Source organism: Pseudomonas sp. B21-059, assembly GCF_026016285.1.
Lineage (GTDB): Bacteria > Pseudomonadota > Gammaproteobacteria > Pseudomonadales > Pseudomonadaceae > Aquipseudomonas > Aquipseudomonas danubii.
On sequence record NZ_CP087201.1, the window covers coordinates 150903 to 167093 of the forward strand.

A 16191-nucleotide genomic window follows, 5' to 3' on the forward strand; every position below is an offset into this window, starting at 1 on the left:
GAACGGGTATTTGACAGTATAGTCGTCAATATTTTGGCTAGATTTTTTCGGGATTAACTTTATGCCAAACTATTGACCTTCTGGGTGCCATCCTAAACAATCGCCGAATTAATGTCACATTGATATTCGTGCAGTAACCTGACTTGAAGTATGTGAACCAGTTCTTAGTTTGAACTTTCCGACGGACGGTCGTTGTGGTTGCAATCATTCGATGTGGCACCACGTTATGACGTGTTTCTGGACATGCTGTCCGAGGGAAATTCTTACCATGCGTTTTCACCTGTTCAAGGCCCTGCCGTTCGCCTTAGCTGCCAGTTTCGTGCAGGCACAAACACTCCCCGAAGCCATGCAGAAAGCACTGGATGTGCACCCGGAAATTCAAGCCGGGGTAAACAGCCGTCTAGCCGCCGACTATCAACTTAAAGCCGCCAAGGGTGGCTATTTGCCGCGTGTCGATATGCTCGCTGGCTACGGTCGCGAAGGGACCGATAACCCTAGTACTCGTGCGGGTACTGGCAGCAATCACTGGGAAACCCTGAACCGTAGCGAGTCAAGTTTACGTCTCCAACAGATGGTTTTTGACGGTTTTGCCACGTCCAGCGAAGTGGGGCGTCAACAAGCCACCGTCAACTCTCGGGCTTATTCCCTGCTGGGTACTTCCGAGCGCACCGCGCTGACCGTGGCCCAGGTGTACCTGGATGTGTTGACCCGTCGTCAATTCGTGCAACTGGCAGAAGACAATCTGCGTAATCACGAACGCATCTACGACCAGATCAAACTGCGCACCCAGCGTGGCGTGGGCAGTGGCGCCGACCTTGACCAGGCCGAAGCGCGCATGGCCCAGGCCCGCAACAACCTGATCACCGAGCAGACCAACCTGGCCGACGCCCAGACCAACTACCTGAGTGCGGTAGGGCAGATGCCGGATCAGCTGGAACGCCCTGCCAGTTTTATGGCGATGCTGCCGGCCAACCTCGATGAGGCCCGCCGTCAGATGCTGGAAAACAGCCCGATCCTGCGCTCCGCCGAGTCCGACATTGTCGCTGCCGAGAAGCAGTACGACGCCGCCAAATCGGCGTTCTACCCACGTTTCGATGCTGAGCTGGGACGCACCGCCGACAACGACCTCGACGGTCAGAACGGCCACAACAATGAATGGCAGGCCATGCTGCGCATGCGCTTCAACCTGTTCGCCGGCGGCAGCAACAAGGCCGATCTGGAGTCCAAGGCCTACCAGTCCAACCAGGCGCTGGATATCCGCAACAACGCCCTGCGGGTACTGAACGAAGAACTGGGCCTGGCCTGGAACGCCTTGAACAATGCCAACGTCCAGGTGCCGATCGCCCAGCAATATGTTGATCGCAGCATGGCGGTGCGCACCGCCTACCAGAAGCAGTTCAGTCTGGGCGAACGTACCCTGCTGGACTTGCTCGACAGCGAAAACGAACTGTTCACCGCCTCCCGGCGTTTGGCCGAGATCCAGAACATTCAGTTATTTACTCAGTATCGAATCAAGGCGACCATGGGCGAGTTGCTCAAGAGCCAGGGAGTGGTCGCACCTATGGCTTCGGTCGTGCAGAACGATGCGAAGCCCAAGGTCCAGCTGCCTGGGATGAATTGAGCTACTTTCATCCTATTGCCAGCCAAGAGTGTCCAGCGTGGAACCAGAAGTCAGTCGTGTGCAACTCAGTCATGATCCGCGCGGCATGCATGACGACCCCTTGCTGGATGGGCTGCTGACCCTTTGCTTCCTGCATCAGAAGCCCGCCAGTGCGGCCATGCTGACCACGGGTCTGCCATTGCCGTCACAGCGCTTGAGCGCCGAGCTGCTGCCCCGTGCGGCGGCCCGGGCGGGGCTGCAGGGGCGCGTTTTGCGTCGCAAGCTCGAGCAGATTCCGACCATCGCGATGCCCGCCCTGCTATTGCTCAAGGACGGCCGCAGCGCCGTGCTTCTGGGCTGGCAGGGTGAGGACCAGGCACGGCTGCTGCTCAGCGAAAGCGACGGCGGTGAAGTCTGCGTCAATCGCCAGCTACTGGCCGACGACTACAGCGGCCAGGTGTTCTTTGCCCAGCCCCAGCACAAGTTCGACGTCAATCACGGATCGCTGATTCCCCGGGCCCGCTCCTGGTTCCGCGACACCCTCAAGCGTTCGCGCTGGTTGTATGCCGACGCCATCGCCGCGAGCCTGCTGATCAACATCATCGCCATGGCCGCGCCGCTGTTCGTGATGAATGTCTACGACCGGGTAGTCCCCAACCAGACCACCTCGACCCTGTGGGTGCTGTCCATTGGCATCATGGGCGCCTACATTTTCGACCTGATCCTCAAGAGTCTGCGCAGCCTGTGCCTGGACCTGGCGGGGAAAAAGACCGACCTGATCATTTCCGCCACGCTGTTCGAGCGCATCGTCGGCATGGCCATGAAGTACCGCCCGGCTCGGGTCGGTAGCTTCGCCCAGAACATCCATGAGTTTCAGAGCCTGCGGGATTTTCTCGCGTCCCTGACCCTCACCAGCCTCATTGACCTGCCGTTCACCCTGCTGATCTTCCTGGTGATCGCCATCTTGGGCGGCCACCTGGTGTGGATCCCGGTGCTGGCGTTCCCCATCGCCCTGGGTATCGGCTACGCCCTGCAGAAGCCCCTGGTGGCGACCATGGAGAAAACCATGGCCCTGGGTGCCGAGCGTCAGTCGAGCCTGATCGAAACCCTGGCCGGGCTGGACGCGGTCAAGGTCAACAACGCCGAAAGCGAGCGTCAGTATCAATGGGAGCAGACCATTGGCACCCTCAGCCGCCTGGAACTGCGGGTGAAGATGCTCTCCAGCCTGGCGATGAACATCACCTTGCTGATTCAGCAACTGGCCGGGGTGATCATGATCATCTTCGGCGTGTACCAGATCATCGACGGCAACCTCAGCATGGGCGGGCTGATCGCTTGCTACATGCTCAGCGGCCGGGCCCTGAGCCCGCTGGCTTCGCTGTCCGGCTTGCTGACCCGCTACCAGCAGGCCCGCGTCACCATGACCTCGGTGGACCAGATGATGGAGCTGCCTCAGGAGCGCAATTTCGACGAGCGTCCCCTGAGCCGCAGCGTGCTGCAGGGCGCCATCGAATGCCGGCTGTTGAATTTCACCTACCCGGGGCAGCAGAACCCGGCGCTGAAGAACATCAATCTGGTGATCAAGCCAGGCGAGAAGGTCGGCATCATCGGCCGCAGCGGCTCGGGCAAAAGCTCCCTGGCCAAGCTGCTGGTAGGGCTTTACCAGCCCGATTCCGGTGCCTTGCTGGTGGACGGCGTGGACATCCGCCAGATCGATGTCAGCGAGTTGCGCCATAACATTGGCTACGTGCCCCAGGACATCCAGCTGCTGGCCGGCACCCTGCGGGACAACCTGACCTCCGGTGCCCGCTACGTTGAAGACGAGCTGGTGCTGCAAGCCGCCGAACTGGCGGGGGTTCACGAATTCGCCCGGCTGCACCCGCAAGGCTATGAACTGCAGGTGGGCGAGCGTGGACAGAACCTGTCCGGTGGCCAGCGTCAGAACGTCGCCCTGGCCCGTGCCCTGTTGCTCAACCCGCAGATCCTGTTGCTCGACGAGCCCACCAGCGCCATGGACAACACCGGTGAAGAACGCCTGAAGCAGCGCCTGGAGTCAGTGGTGCAGAACAAGACCGTGGTCCTGGTTACTCACCGGGCGTCGCTGTTGTCGCTGGTGGATCGGTTGTTGGTGGTGGACCGTGGACAGATCCTGGCCGATGGCCCGAAAGCGGTGGTGATGGAAGCGTTGAAGAAGGGGCAGATCAGTGTTGCTTAAGTCGGGATTCAAGGACTCGATCCGCCGCTATTTCAAAGGCACCGATTCTCTTCAGGGGCAGCCGCTGCCTGAGGTCAACAAGGCCCTGATCGAAGATGCGCCTCGGGTCATTCGCCTGACCATCTGGGGCATCATCGCGTTCTTCCTGTTCCTGGTGCTGTGGGCCAACTTCGCGGTCATCGACGAAGTGACCAAGGGCGAGGGCAAGGCCATTCCGTCGTCCAAGGTGCAGAAGATCCAGAACCTGGAAGGCGGCATTGTCTCCGAGTTGTACGTCAAGGAAGGCCAGGTGGTGGAGGCCGGAGCGCCGCTGATCCGCCTGGATGACACGCGCTTCCAGTCCAACGTCGGTGAGACCGAGACTGTGCGCCTGTCCATGTTGCTGCGGGTCGAGCGCCTGAGCGCCGAGGTCGATGACCGGGCGCTGAATTTCCCCGAGGACGTGCTCAAGGAAGTCCCCGGCCAGGCCGCCAGCGAAAAGTCCCTCTATGAAAGTCGTCGCCAGCAACTGCATGACGAAATCGGCGGCCTCCAGGAACAGCTGATCCAGAAGCAACAGGAGCTGCGCGAGTTCACCTCCAAGCAGGCTCAGTACCGTCAGCAGCTGGGTTTGCAACGCCAGGAAATTGCCATGTCCGAGCCTTTGGTGGCCCAGGGCGCGGTATCACCGGTGGAAGTGCTGCGGCTCAAGCGTGCCGAAGTGGAAACCCGCGGCCAGCTGGACGCCACCACCCTGGCGATTCCCCGTGCCGAATCGGCGATCAAGGAAGTGCAGCGCAAGATCGATGAAACCCGCGGCAAGTTCCGCAGCGAGGCCCTGACCCAGCTCAACGAGGCGCGCACCGAACTGAACAAGGCCAGCGCCACCGGCAAGGCCCTGGAAGACCGGGTCAGCCGGACCCTGGTCACCTCGCCGGTGCGCGGTATCGTCAAGCAACTGATGGTCAACACCATCGGTGGCGTGATCCAGCCAGGCAGCGACATGGTGGAGATCGTGCCCCTGGACGACACCCTGTTGGTGGAAGCCAAGATCCGTCCCCAGGACATCGCGTTCCTGCACCCGGGGCAGGAAGCGATCGTCAAGTTCAGCGCCTATGACTACACCATCTACGGCGGCCTCAAGGCCCGCCTGGAGCAGATCGGTGCCGACACCATCACCGACGAAGACAAGAAAACCACCTATTACATGATCAAGCTGCGCACCGACCGCAGCCACCTGGGCACCGATGAAAAACCGCTGCTGATCATCCCCGGGATGGTCGCCTCGGTGGACATCATCACCGGCAAGAAGAGCATCCTCAGCTACCTGCTCAAGCCGATCATCCGCGCCCGCGCTGAAGCCCTGCACGAGCGCTGATCCGTGAAAAAAACGACCTTTCCAGCCTTGTAGGAGCTGGCTGCCAGCCAAGGGGCCCGTGAGAGCGTCTTCGCCGGCAAACCGGCTCCTACAGTTCGTCTCATCGAGCCGTCGACAGCGCAGCGGCCCCAGGTATCGCGCCGCTCGAATCAACATATCGTTATTCGCTAACGGTATTTAAATTCGCTTTCTTATATCTATAAAGTCGACTCCCTGCGTACCTGCCGACCAATCGGCGCGCCGCACGAAATGAACCCACACGGGATCTCCGTGAGTTTCTGATCGACGCGCGCGCCCTGGGCGCGCCTGCGCGGGAGTTTTAAGTCATGTCTGCATCAGCCAGTGCCGCGCCTATCGCTGCACAAGCCTTCGAAATCCGTCCCTTCAGCGGCGCCGTGGGCGCCGAGATTATCGGCCTGGACCTGTCCCGGCCGGTCAATGACCAGGACTTCGCCCGCATCCACCGCGCCCATCTGGATCACCACGTGGTGGTGTTCCGCGACCAGCGCATCAGCCCCCAACAACAGATCGCCTTCAGCCGCCGCTTCGGCGTGCTGCAGATCCATGTGCTCAAGCAGTTCCTGCTGGCCGGGCACCCGGAAATCCTCATCGTTTCCAACATCATCGAGAACGGCCAGTCCATTGGCTTGGGGGATGCCGGCAAGTTCTGGCACTCGGACCTGTCCTACAAGGAACTGCCGAGCCTGGGCTCGATGCTGCACGCCCAGGAATTGCCGGCCGAAGGTGGCGACACCCTGTTCGCCGACATGCACAAAGCCTGGGACACCCTGCCGGAGGCCCTGCGCAAGGCGGTGCAGGGCCGCAGCGCCGCCCACTCCTACACGGCGCGCTACAGCGAGACCAAGTTCGAGGGCAACTGGCGCCCGACCCTGACCCCGGAGCAACTGGCCCAGGTTGCCGAGGTGGTGCACCCCATCGTACGCACCCACCCGGAAAGCGGCCGCAAGGCCTTGTTCGTCAGCGAGGGGTTCACCACCCGCATCGTCGGCTTGCCGGAAGACGAAAGCGCCCAATTGCTGGCCGAGCTGTACGCCCACAGCGTGCTGCCGGAAAACATCTACCGCCATCAATGGCACCCCCACGATCTGGTGTTCTGGGACAACCGCTCGCTGATCCACCTGGCCGCCGGTTGCCCGAGCCATCTGCGCCGCAAGCTGTATCGCACCACCATCCAGGGCGACGCCCCTTACTGATCGCCAGGCACGGCAGGAGAATCATCATGTCCTTATCCATTCCCTTCATTCCCCGCCTCGGCAAACTGGCCACGGCCATCGGCCTGGGTTTCAGTCTGCTGGCCGGCAGCCTGGTCGCCCCTGCGGCGGCCCATGCCGAAGGCGAAATTCGCATCGCCGAACAGTTCGGCATCGTCTATTTGCTGCTCAACGTAGTGCGCGATCAGAACCTGATCGAAAAGCACGGCAAGCAAGAGGGCATCGACATCAAGGTCGACTGGACCCAGCTGTCCGGCGGCGCAGCGGTCAACGACGCGTTGCTGTCGGGCTCCATCGACATTGCCGGAGCCGGCGTCGGCCCGCTGTTGACCATCTGGGACCGCACCCACGGCCGGCAGAACGTCAAGGCCGTGGCGTCCCTGGGCAACTTCCCCTACTACCTGGTCAGCAACAATCCCCAGGTCAAGACCATCGCCGACTTCACCGAGAAGGACCGCATCGCGGTGCCGGCGGTGGGCGTCTCGGTGCAGTCGCGCTTCCTGCAATACGCTGCAGCCAAGCAATGGGGCGACCAGGAATTCAATCGCCTGGATAAGTACACCATCGCCGTGCCGCACCCGGACGCCACCGCCGCGCTGATTGCCGGCGGCACCGAGCTGACCGGGCACTTCTCCAACCCGCCGTTCCAGGATCAGGCCCTGGAGAACCCCAATGTGCATGTGGTGCTCAACACCTACGACCTGCTGGGCCCGAACTCGCCAACGGTGCTGTTCGCCACCGAAAAATTCCGCAACGACAACCCCAAGACCTACAAGGCCTTCGTCGAAGCCCTGGCTGAAGCTGCCGAGTTCGCCCAGAACGACAAGGGCGCGGCCGCCGACACTTACATCCGTGTGACCAAGGCCAAGATCGACCGCGCCGCGCTGCTGAAGATCATCGACAACCCGCAGTTCGAATTCAGCGTGACGCCGAAAAACACCTACCCGCTGGCGGAGTTCCTGCACCGGGTCGGCGCCATCAAGAACAAGCCGCAGTCGTGGAAGGACTACTTCTTCCAGGACGCCAAACCGCTGCAAGGGAGCTGATGGCCATGAACGCCCCCTTGCCAGGCCACACGGCCAGCAACCTCACCGCCATCGCCGAGACGCTGTTGGCGGTGGATCAAGTCAGCCTGGAATACCGCACCCCGCAGCGCGTGGTGCGGGCCACCCACCGGGTGAGTTTCGAGGTTGATCCAGCCGATCGTTTTGTCCTGCTGGGGCCTTCGGGCTGCGGCAAGTCGACCCTGCTCAAGGCCGTGGCCGGGTTCATCCAGCCTTGCGAGGGCGAGATTCGCCTGCAGGGGCGGCGAGTCAGTCAGCCTGGGCCGGATCGCATCGTGGTGTTCCAGGAGTTCGACCAGCTACCGCCCTGGAAAACCGTGAAGCAGAACGTGATGTTTCCCCTGCTGGCGTCGAAAACCCTCGGCCGCCGCGAGGCCGAAGAGCGCGCCCTGCACTATCTGGCCAAGGTCGGCCTGGCGGCTTTCGCCGATGCCTATCCACACACCTTGTCCGGTGGCATGAAGGCTCGGGTGGCGATTGCCCGGGCCTTGGCCATGCAGCCGAAGATCCTGCTGATGGACGAGCCCTTCGCGGCCCTCGACGCCCTGACCCGGCGCAAGATGCAGGAGGAGTTGCTGCTGCTCTGGGAGGAGGTGCGCTTCACCTTGCTGTTCGTCACTCACTCCATCGAGGAGGCGCTGGTGGTGGGCAATCGCATCCTCTTGCTGTCGCCGCATCCGGGGCGGGTGCGGGCGGAAGTCCACAGCCACCAGTACGACCTGCAAAGCCTGGGCGGTGTGGCTTTCCAGCAGACGGCACAGCGTATTCATCGCTTGCTGTTCGATGAAGGCCAGGGGCCTGACACCGAAACCGAGCTGGATTTCGCCGATATCCGTATCGCCTATTGAGCCGTCAGGCCACCGTTGAACGAGGAACGCCCGATGAGCCAGTCATCCCCCGTGCGCGAAGAATACGAAGTTGTCCTGCAACCCTTGCTGCAAGTCCCGCTGGAACGAGAGCTGCCCCTGGGCCAGCGACTCTGGCAACAGGGCTGGCTGCGCAAGGGCCTGATCCTGATCCTTTTGGCGCTGCTGTGGGAAGCCGTGGCCCGCTACCAGAACAATGACCTGCTGCTGCCCAGTTTTCTGCAGACCGCCAGCGCTCTTTACCAGGGCCTGCTCAGCGGCGAATTGCTGGGCAAGGTGGGCATTTCCCTGGTGGTGCTGCTCAAGGGCTACCTGATCGGTATCGTCCTGGCGTTCGCCCTGACCACCCTGGCGGTCTCGACCCAGTTTGGCCGTGACCTGCTGAGTACCTTGACCTCGATGTTCAACCCGTTGCCGGCCATTGCCCTGTTGCCTCTGGCGCTGCTGTGGTTCGGCCTGGGGCAGAACAGCCTGATTTTCGTGCTGGTGCATTCGGTGCTCTGGGCCCTGGCCCTGAACACTTACGCCGGGTTTCTCGGCGTCTCGGAAACCCTGCGCATGGCCGGGCGCAACTACGGCCTCAAGGGCCTGCGCCTGGTGCTGTTCATCCTGATCCCGGCGGCGCTGCCGTCGATCCTGGCCGGGCTGAAGATCGGCTGGGCCTTCGCCTGGCGCACCCTGATCGCTGCTGAGTTGGTGTTCGGCGCCACCAGCGGCAAGGGCGGCCTGGGCTGGTACATCTTCCAGAACCGCAACGAGCTGTACACCGACAAGGTCTTTGCCGGGCTGGCGGTGGTGATCCTCATCGGCCTGTTGGTGGAGAACCTGATCTTCGACACCCTGGAGCGCATCACGGTGAAACGTTGGGGCATGCAACGCTGAGCTACCTCGTCCGCCAGACCCCTCGACTGTAGGAGCTGGCTTGCCAGCGAAGGCGTCCTCAGGGCGATGCAAGGTTTGAAGGCCCATTCGCCGGCAAGCCGGCTGCTACGCGGGCAGTGGGTTCGCGGGTAAGGATTGATCTCTCTCATTTTCCTCGGCGCCAAGCCTGCTAGCATTGCGTCTGGATCATCCCTGATCAGTCATGAGTGCTCAGTATGCAACTACCGGATATGAACCTTCTGGTCGCCCTCGATGCCCTGCTGGACGAGGGCAGCGTAGTCGGCGCCGCACGACGCATGAACCTCAGCCCAGCGGCGATGAGCCGGACCCTGACGCGGATTCGCGAAGCCCTGGGCGACCCGGTGCTGGTGCGTGCCGGGCGTGGCCTGGTGCCCACCCCCAAGGCCCTGGAGCTGCGCAGCCAGGTGCGTGATCTGGTGGAGCAGGCGGCGCTGCTGTTTCGCTCGGCGGACCAGGTCGACCTGTTGTCGTTGCGGCGGCGCTTCAATGTGCGCGCCAACGACTTTTTCGTCGGCGTCTATGGCGGTCGCCTCATCGACACCCTGGAGCGTCAGGCGCCTTTGTGCGAGCTGCGCTTCGTGCCGGAAGGCGATGGCGATGACGAGGCCCTGCGGGAGGGACGCATTGACCTGCGGATCAGCAACACCCGGCCCCTGACCCCGGAAGTGAAGGTGCAGAACCTGTTCACCACGGCCTTTGTCGGCCTGGTGCGTGAAGGCCATCCATTGTTGGACGAAGACATCACCGCCGAGCGTTTTGCCGCGTTTCCCCATATCAGCATGTCGCGTCGAGGCATTGCCCGTGGGCCGATCGATACGGCGCTGGCGGAGCTGGGCCTGGAGCGTCGAGTGCCGCTGATTGCCCCGGGTTTTCACGCCGCCATGTTCATGCTGCCGGATTCGGACCTGATCCTGCCGGTACCCCAGGAAACATTGCTCAGCGTCTCGCGCCTGGGCCTGCGTCTGCGCTCCTTTGTCCTGCCGATTTCCCTGCCGACCCTGGTCCTGACCCAGGCCTGGCACCCGCGCTACGACAAGGACCCGGCGCACAAATGGTTCCGCGAAACCCTGCGCAGCTCCTGCCAGGCCACCTGGCAAGAAGCCCAGCCGGCCTCTTCGTAGGAGCCGGCTTGCCGGCGAAAGCGGTCTTGATGGCCCCTTCGCTGGCAAGCCAGCTCCTACGGTCAATAGGGTTAATTGTTGCGTTTGGTGCACTTATAAAGTGTCGATAAGTCAGTTTTCGTCAGTGCTGGCTGTTCATAAACTGCTCTGGTTTTCTTGTCTGGAGCAGTATTTCCATGAGTTCTCTCGCTGTCGCTGCGCCCGCTTCGGTTGAAGCCGCCAGCAAGCCGGCAGCCATCGCCCCACCGGTCTTCGGACCGCGAATCATTATCGGTCTGGTGGGTGTGCTGCTGGTGGTGCTGGTTTCCGGTCTCAACGACATGGTGACCAAGATCGCCCTGGCGGATATCCGCGGCGCGTTGTTCATCGGATTCGACGAAGGCACCTGGCTGGTGGCGTGCTACTCCGCCACCTCGGTGGCTGCCATGGCTTTCGCGCCCTGGTGCTCGGTGACCTTTTCCCTGCGGCGTTTCACCCTCTGCGCCATTGCGCTGTTCACCCTGCTGGCGGTGCTGTGCCCCTTCGCCCCCAACTACCAGAGCCTGTTGCTGCTGCGCACTCTGCAAGGCCTGGCCGGAGGCGCGCTGCCGCCGATGCTGATGACCGTGGCCCTGCGCTTCCTGCCGGCCAACGTCAAGCTCTACGGCTTGGCCGGCTATGCCCTGACCGCCACCTTCGGCCCCAGCCTGGGCACGCCCCTGGCAGCACTGTGGACCGAGTACGTGGGCTGGCGCTGGGCCTTCTGGCAGGTGGTGGCGCCCTGTCTGCTGGCCATGGCGGCGGTGGCTTACGGCCTGCCTCAGGACCCGTTGCGTCTGGAGCGTTGCAAGCAGTTCAACTGGCGTGGGCTGCTGTTGGGCTTCCCGGCGATCTGCATGCTGGTGATCGGCATCCTTCAGGGCAATCGCCTGGACTGGTTCGAGTCGCCGCTGATCAGTGTGCTGCTGGTCGGCGGGCTGGTGTTGCTGGTGCTGTTCATGATCAACGAATGGTCGCAGCCGATTCCCTTCTTCAAGCTGCAGATGCTCGGCATCCGCAACCTGTCCTTCGCCCTGCTGACCCTGGCCGGGGTGCTGGTGGTATTGACCGCAGTGATCATCATCCCGTCGGCCTACCTGGCTCAGGTCCAGGGCTATCGACCGTTGCAGACCGCGCCGGTGATGCTGGTGATGGCCTTGCCGCAACTGCTGGCCCTGCCCCTGGTGGCGGCCCTGTGCAACCTGCGCTGGGTCGACTGCCGCTGGGTGCTGGGGATCGGCCTGGGCATGCTGGTGCTGTCTTGCCTGGGGGGCACGCACCTGACCTCGGCCTGGATTCGTGACGATTTCTATGGGCTGCAACTGCTGCAGATCTTCGGCCAGCCGATGGCGGTGCTGCCGTTGTTGATGCTGTCCACCGGCAGCATCACGCCGGTGGAGGGGCCCTTCGCTTCGGCCTGGTTCAACACCGTGAAAGGCCTGGCGGCGGTGATCGCCACCGGGGTGCTGGATGTGCTCACCACCCACCGTTTGCATTTCCACTCGACGATGTTGGTGGACCGCCTGGGCAATTCGCCCCTGGTGGACGACCGGGTGCCCGGGCTGGCCCAGCGCCTGCACCAGCAAGCCTTGGTGCTGACCTCCGCCGATCTGTATTTCTGCATGGCAGGGGTGGCCGCTGCGCTGATCCTGCTGATTTTCTGGCTGCCGACGCGGATCTATCCACCGCGGGCGCCCACTTGAACGAGAAGGTTTTTATGACGATCCAGAGCAAAGACAAAATCGCCGTCGCCGTGGCGACGGTAGCGGCCCTTGGCGTGCTGGCTTATCTGGTGGCGCCGGGCCTGTTCGGCCGCTCCAGCGAGCAGAGCACCAACGATGCTTTCATCGCCGCCGACTACACCCTGGTGGCGCCGCGGGTGGCCGGGTTCATCAAGGAAGTGCTGGTGGAGGACAACCAGCAGGTCAAGGCCGGGCAACTGCTGGCGCTGATCGATGACCGTGACCTGCGGGCCGCGGCCCAGGCGGCGGATGCCGAAACCCTGGTGGCCCAGGCCCAGTTGCAGAACGCCCGGGCCACCCTGGACCGGCAGAGTTCGGTGATTGCCCAGGCCCAGGCGGCCTTGAGCGCGGCCCAGGCCGAGCGTGCCTTTGCCGAGCATGAGCTGAACCGCTACAACCACCTGGCCGGGGTCGGCGCCGGTACGGTGCAGAACGCCCAGCAAGCCAGGACCCGCATCGACCAGGCCAGTGCCCGCGTGGCCACCGCCACCGCGGCCCTGGCGGCGGAACGCAAGCAGGTGGAAATCCTCACCGCCCAGCGCGACGCCGCCGAAGGCAGCCTGAAGCGGGCCCAGGCAGCCCTGGAAATGGCCAGCTACGAGCTGTCCTACACGCGCATCGTCGCCCCGGTGGACGGCATGGTCGGCGAGCGCGCGGTACGGGTTGGCGCCTATGTCACTCCCGGCAGCAAGATCCTCGCCGTGGTGCCCTTGCAGCAGGCCTATGTGCTGGCCAACTTCCAGGAAACCCAGCTCACCGCCATGCACGCCGGGCAGGCGGTCGAAGTCCGGGTCGACAGCCTGGGCGGCGAAACCCTGCATGGCCGCGTCGAGAGTCTGGCCCCGGCCACCGGCGTGACCTTCGCCGCAGTCAAGCCGGACAACGCCACCGGCAACTTCACCAAGGTGGTGCAGCGCATTCCGGTGAAGATTCTCCTGGACCCCAACCAGCCCATGGCCGAGCGCCTGCGGGTCGGCATGTCGGTGGAAGCCAGCGTGGACACCCACAGCTCCACCACCCGTGCCCGCGAGGTGACCCAGCGATGAGTATCGAGCGGCAGATCCAAGAGAGTTCGTTGCCAAGGCACCTTTCGTGGCGCCCTGCATTGCTGGTGCTGAGCCTGCTGGCGCTGGGCGCCTGCAGCGTCGGCCCGGATTTCCAGCGGCCCCAGGCGACTCAGGTCCAGGCCTGGTCGGCCCCTGCACAGGCCGCCGCCAGCCAGGCGGTGGACAGTGCCATGCAGGAGCGCTGGTGGGAGGTGTTCAACGATCCACAACTGTCGGCCCTGAGTCGCCGCGCTCTGAGCGACAACTTCGACCTGCAACTGGCCAGCAGTCGCTTGCAGCAAAGCCGCGCGGCACGCCAGGTGATCACCGCCGAGCGCTACCCAAGCACGGCGGCCAATGGCGGCTACGGGCGCAAGCGCAACAGTGGCGAAGGCTTGAGCGACCCCTCGGGGAACAACGGCAAGTCAGCCTTCAATCTCTGGGAAGCGGGTTTTTCCGCCGCCTGGGAGTTGGATCTGTGGGGCCGGGTCCGGCGCGAGACCGAGGCCGCCGACGCGACCCTGGAAGTGGCGGAGAACGACCGGCGCGGGGTGCTGCTGTCGGTGCTGGCGGAGGTCGCTCAGGACTACATCCAACTGCGTGGCGTGCAGAGCACCCGAGCCGTTACCGAGCAGAACCTCGAGGTTGCCCGGCACAGTCTGAAGCTCTCGCAACTGCGCCTGGCCGATGGCGTGGCCACTGACCTGGATGTGGCCGAAGCGGCGGCCCAGGTCGCGACCATCGAGGCCCGGCTGCCGGAGTTGCAGCAGCGTCAGGCGCAGTTGATCAACGCCCTGAGCCTGCTGCTGGGCGAGCCGCCCCAGGCCCTGCACCAGGTGTTGGCCAGTGACGCGCCGGTGCCCCAACCCCCGAGCCAAGTGGCCATCGGCCTGCCGTCGCAGCTGGCCGAACGCCGCCCCGATATCCGCCAGGCCGAGGCACGGCTGCATGCCGCGACGGCCAGCATCGGCGTGGCCAAGGGGGATTTCTATCCGCGCATTACCTTGTCCGGCAACTTCGGTTCCCAGGCCCTGCAATTGGCAGATTTTGGTTCCTGGAGCTCCCGCCAGTTTGGCATCGGCCCGCAGTTCAGCCTGCCGCTGTTCGACGGTGGTCGTTTGCGCGGCATGCTCCAGTTGCGCGAGGCCCAGCAGCAGGAAGCGGCCCTGGCCTATCAGCAGACCGTGCTGCGGGCCTGGCACGAAATCGACGACCAGTTGACCCGCTACAACGCCAGCCAGCTGCGCCGCGACAGCCTGGCCGAAGCGGTGCGGCAAAATCAGATCGCCTTGCGTACCGCGCAGCAGCAATACGTCGAAGGGGTGGTGGATTTCGTCAACGTCCTGACCGTGCAGGGCGCCTTGCTGGCCACCCAGGAGCAACTGGTGGAAAGCTCGGCGGGGGTGTCCCTGTCCATGGTCGGTTTGTACAAGGCGCTGGGGGGAGGCTGGGAGTCGGTGTATCCGCTGCACGCCGCCAGTCAGGGGCACTGAAAGCCTTTTTGCCTGGATTGAGAAAAAAGTGTAATGATAATTGCTCTCAATCATGTGTGCAGTTTCATTCATGGAAGCAACCACTGACGGTAACGCCCAGCTCCATCGTCTGTATCGAGATCATCACGGTTGGCTGCAGAGCTGGTTGCGCAAGCGCCTGGGCGATCGCGAGCATGCGGCGGACGTGGCGCAGGACACTTTCCTGCGCCTGTTGCTGTCGGGGCGCTTTCCCGGGCACCAGGAAAGCCGCAGTTACCTGGCGCAGATCGCGCGCAATCTGGTGATCGACCAGTGGCGCCGGTTGCGCATCGAGCGCGCCTACCTGGAAAGCATCGCCCACCTGCCGGAACCCCAGACGCCTTCCCTGGAAAGCCGCGCACTGATCCTCGAAACCCTGATGCAGATCGACGCCATGCTCGATCGCATGCCGGACAAGGTGCGCCAGGCCTTTGTCATGTCGCAGTTCGAAGGGCTGGGTTATGCCCAGATTGCCGAGCGCCTGGAGGTTTCTGTCAGTTCGGTGCAGAAGTACATGATCCGTGCGATCCAGGCCTGCTATCAGGTGCTTTACGAAGAATGAAGGCGCATCAGGCACCCATTGCTCCCGCCATCGTCGAGCAGGCCAGTGAATGGCTGATGCTGCATTGGGGCGGGGAGCTCGATGCGCAGCAGCGCGAGGCGTTCGTGGCCTGGCAACAGGCTGACTCCGAACACCAGCGGGCCTGGCAGCGCTTGCAGCAACTGCAACAAACCCTGGGCGGGGTGCCGGAGCACAGTGCCCATGTGCTGCTGGCGCAGGCCCCGGACCCGCAACGACGTGCGGCGCTGAAACTGTTGGGCTTGCTGTTGGTGGCCGGGGGCAGCGGTTACCTGGTCCAGGACAGCCAGCCTTGGCGGGCGGCCTTTGCCGGGCAGCGTACGGCCACCGGAGAAATTCGCCACCTGACCCTGAGCGACGGCAGTCGCCTGGACCTCAACAGCGCCAGCGCCGTCGACCTGCTGTTCAGTGCCAGTGAGCGGCGCATCCGTCTGATCCAGGGCGAGCTCCTGCTCACCAGCGGGCATGATGCCTCGCGGCCGCTGATCGTCGAAACCGCCGCCGGAGACATCCAGGCCCTGGGCACGCGCTTTGCCGTGCGCGAGCTGGACGGCGGCACCCGGGTCGATCTCTACGAAGGTGCGCTGCGGGTCAGTCCCCGGCATGCCCCGGCCCTGCAACTCAAGGCCGGCGAGCGCCTGTGGTTCAGCGCCGGGCGGGTTTCGGCGCGGCAAGTGGCCGAGGTCAATGCCAGCAGCTGGAGCCAGGGCCGGCTGATTGCCGAACGCCAGCCCCTGGGGCAGTTCGTCACCGAGCTGGCGCGTTATCGCCCGGGGCTGTTGCGTTGTGACGAGCAGGTGGCCGGCCTGTTGCTCACCGGAGTCTTCCCCCTGGCGGACAGCGATGCGGTTCTCGCGGCCCTGGAACGTTCGTTGCCGGTGCGGGCGCACGCGGTGACCCGCTACTGGGTGACCCTCAAGCCGCGGGACTGATTGC

13 protein-coding genes are annotated in these 16191 nt (G+C 63.6%); all 13 read left to right on the forward strand.

Translation table 11 applies throughout. From position 1 onward, the window contains the following. Positions 1-268 precede the first annotated feature (268 nt). The 13 genes from LOY69_RS00655 (at position 269) to LOY69_RS00715 (ending at position 16187) form a co-directional block, all read left to right on the forward strand. A complete protein-coding gene (locus tag LOY69_RS00655; RefSeq protein ID WP_265073994.1) occupies positions 269-1621 on the forward strand; it encodes a TolC family outer membrane protein in 1353 nt (450 codons plus the stop codon). A gap of 37 nt (positions 1622-1658) precedes the next feature. Beyond that, entirely contained in the window at positions 1659-3815 is a 2157-nt protein-coding gene (locus LOY69_RS00660) for a type I secretion system permease/ATPase (RefSeq protein WP_102882663.1), read from the forward strand. After that, complete coding sequence (locus LOY69_RS00665) at positions 3805-5172, forward strand: HlyD family type I secretion periplasmic adaptor subunit (protein ID WP_102862544.1); 1368 nt, start codon at positions 3805-3807, stop codon at positions 5170-5172. Before LOY69_RS00660 ends, LOY69_RS00665 begins: the two co-directional genes overlap by 11 nt. Positions 5173-5498: 326 nt before the next feature. Beyond that, positions 5499-6386 carry a TauD/TfdA dioxygenase family protein gene (locus tag LOY69_RS00670; RefSeq protein ID WP_265073995.1) on the forward strand — a complete coding sequence of 296 codons (888 nt, stop codon included), beginning with the start codon at positions 5499-5501 and terminating at the stop codon, positions 6384-6386. A gap of 26 nt (positions 6387-6412) precedes the next feature. Further along, entirely contained in the window at positions 6413-7450 is a 1038-nt protein-coding gene (locus tag LOY69_RS00675) for an ABC transporter substrate-binding protein (RefSeq protein WP_306468863.1), read from the forward strand. Positions 7451-7455: 5 nt separating this feature from the next. Then, positions 7456-8316, forward strand: a complete 861-nt coding sequence (locus tag LOY69_RS00680; protein ID WP_110597175.1) for an ABC transporter ATP-binding protein — start codon at positions 7456-7458, stop codon at positions 8314-8316. 33 nt (positions 8317-8349) lie between these two features. Then, on the forward strand, positions 8350-9216 hold the full coding sequence (locus LOY69_RS00685; RefSeq protein ID WP_265073996.1) for an ABC transporter permease: 867 nt from the start codon (positions 8350-8352) through the stop codon (positions 9214-9216). Between the two features lie 215 nt (positions 9217-9431). Then, positions 9432-10358, forward strand: a complete 927-nt coding sequence (locus LOY69_RS00690) for a LysR family transcriptional regulator (protein WP_110651274.1) — start codon at positions 9432-9434, stop codon at positions 10356-10358. 176 nt (positions 10359-10534) lie between these two features. Beyond that, positions 10535-12079, forward strand: coding sequence for an MFS transporter (locus LOY69_RS00695; RefSeq protein WP_102882664.1), 1545 nt, complete (start codon positions 10535-10537; stop codon positions 12077-12079). A gap of 14 nt (positions 12080-12093) precedes the next feature. Next, positions 12094-13164: an HlyD family secretion protein gene (locus LOY69_RS00700; protein WP_265073997.1), complete on the forward strand. Its 1071-nt coding sequence runs from the start codon at positions 12094-12096 to the stop codon at positions 13162-13164. After that, positions 13161-14657, forward strand: a complete 1497-nt coding sequence (locus LOY69_RS00705) for an efflux transporter outer membrane subunit (protein WP_265073998.1) — start codon at positions 13161-13163, stop codon at positions 14655-14657. The genes LOY69_RS00700 and LOY69_RS00705 overlap by 4 nt, the downstream gene beginning before the upstream one ends. Before the next feature lie 70 nt (positions 14658-14727). Further along, complete coding sequence (locus LOY69_RS00710) at positions 14728-15237, forward strand: sigma-70 family RNA polymerase sigma factor (protein WP_102882666.1); 510 nt, start codon at positions 14728-14730, stop codon at positions 15235-15237. Next, positions 15234-16187: a FecR domain-containing protein gene (locus LOY69_RS00715; protein ID WP_110597170.1), complete on the forward strand. Its 954-nt coding sequence runs from the start codon at positions 15234-15236 to the stop codon at positions 16185-16187. Before LOY69_RS00710 ends, LOY69_RS00715 begins: the two co-directional genes overlap by 4 nt. Positions 16188-16191: the final 4 nt, after the last annotated feature.

Excerpts from the sequence above, each read along its gene's own strand:
- LOY69_RS00655 (WP_265073994.1), top strand. The coding sequence starts at position 269 with ATGCGTTTTCACCTGTTCAAGGCCCTGCCGTTCGCCTTAGCTGCCAGT.
- LOY69_RS00670 (WP_265073995.1), top strand. The coding sequence starts at position 5,499 with ATGTCTGCATCAGCCAGTGCCGCGCCTATCGCTGCACAAGCCTTCGAA.
- LOY69_RS00675 (WP_306468863.1), top strand. The coding sequence starts at position 6,413 with ATGTCCTTATCCATTCCCTTCATTCCCCGCCTCGGCAAACTGGCCACG.
- LOY69_RS00680 (WP_110597175.1), top strand. The coding sequence starts at position 7,456 with ATGAACGCCCCCTTGCCAGGCCACACGGCCAGCAACCTCACCGCCATC.
- LOY69_RS00685 (WP_265073996.1), top strand. The coding sequence starts at position 8,350 with ATGAGCCAGTCATCCCCCGTGCGCGAAGAATACGAAGTTGTCCTGCAA.
- LOY69_RS00690 (WP_110651274.1), top strand. The coding sequence starts at position 9,432 with ATGCAACTACCGGATATGAACCTTCTGGTCGCCCTCGATGCCCTGCTG.
- LOY69_RS00695 (WP_102882664.1), top strand. The coding sequence starts at position 10,535 with ATGAGTTCTCTCGCTGTCGCTGCGCCCGCTTCGGTTGAAGCCGCCAGC.
- LOY69_RS00700 (WP_265073997.1), top strand. The coding sequence starts at position 12,094 with ATGACGATCCAGAGCAAAGACAAAATCGCCGTCGCCGTGGCGACGGTA.
- LOY69_RS00705 (WP_265073998.1), top strand. The coding sequence starts at position 13,161 with ATGAGTATCGAGCGGCAGATCCAAGAGAGTTCGTTGCCAAGGCACCTT.
- LOY69_RS00710 (WP_102882666.1), top strand. The coding sequence starts at position 14,728 with ATGGAAGCAACCACTGACGGTAACGCCCAGCTCCATCGTCTGTATCGA.
- LOY69_RS00715 (WP_110597170.1), top strand. The coding sequence starts at position 15,234 with ATGAAGGCGCATCAGGCACCCATTGCTCCCGCCATCGTCGAGCAGGCC.